Genomic DNA, 569 nt, shown 5'->3' on the forward strand with positions numbered 1-569 from the left:
TAGATAGAAAAGAGAAGTAAGATGAACTATTCAAAAGCATTGAATGAATGTATCGAGAGTGCCTACATGGTTGCGAGCCATTTTGGAGCCCGTTACCTAGAGTCTTGGCATTTATTGATTGCCATGTCTAATCACAGTTACAGTGTGGCAGGTGCGACTCTAAATGATTATCCATACGAGATGGACCGTTTAGAAGAGGTTGCGTTGGAACTGACTGAAACCGACTATAGCCAAGATGAAACTTTTACGGAATTACCCTTTTCCCATCGTTTGGAGGTCCTCTTTGCGGAAGCAGAATATGTAGCCTCAGTGGTACATGCTAAGGTGCTAGGGACAGAGCATGTCCTCTATGCGATTTTGCATGATGGTAATGCTTTGGCAACTCGCATCTTGGAGAGAGCAGGCTTCTCTTATGAAGACCAGAAAGATCAGGTCAGAATTGCTGCTCTTCGTCGTAATCTAGAAGAGCGTGCTGGCTGGACAAGAGAAGATCTCAAGGCTTTGCGTCAACGCCATCGCACAGTAACTGACAAGCAAAATTCCATGGCCAATATGATGGGCATGCCTCA

1 protein-coding gene is annotated in these 569 nt (G+C 45.0%); it reads left to right on the forward strand.

Going from position 1 to position 569, the window contains the following annotated elements; all coding sequences use genetic code 11:
- Positions 1 to 21 precede the first annotated feature (21 nt).
- A partial coding sequence (locus GMD1S_RS08825) for a Clp protease N-terminal domain-containing protein (protein WP_001109723.1) occupies positions 22 to 569 on the forward strand: 548 nt, incomplete at its 3' end.

The organism is Streptococcus sp. GMD1S (assembly GCF_000296875.1).
Taxonomy (GTDB): domain Bacteria; phylum Bacillota; class Bacilli; order Lactobacillales; family Streptococcaceae; genus Streptococcus.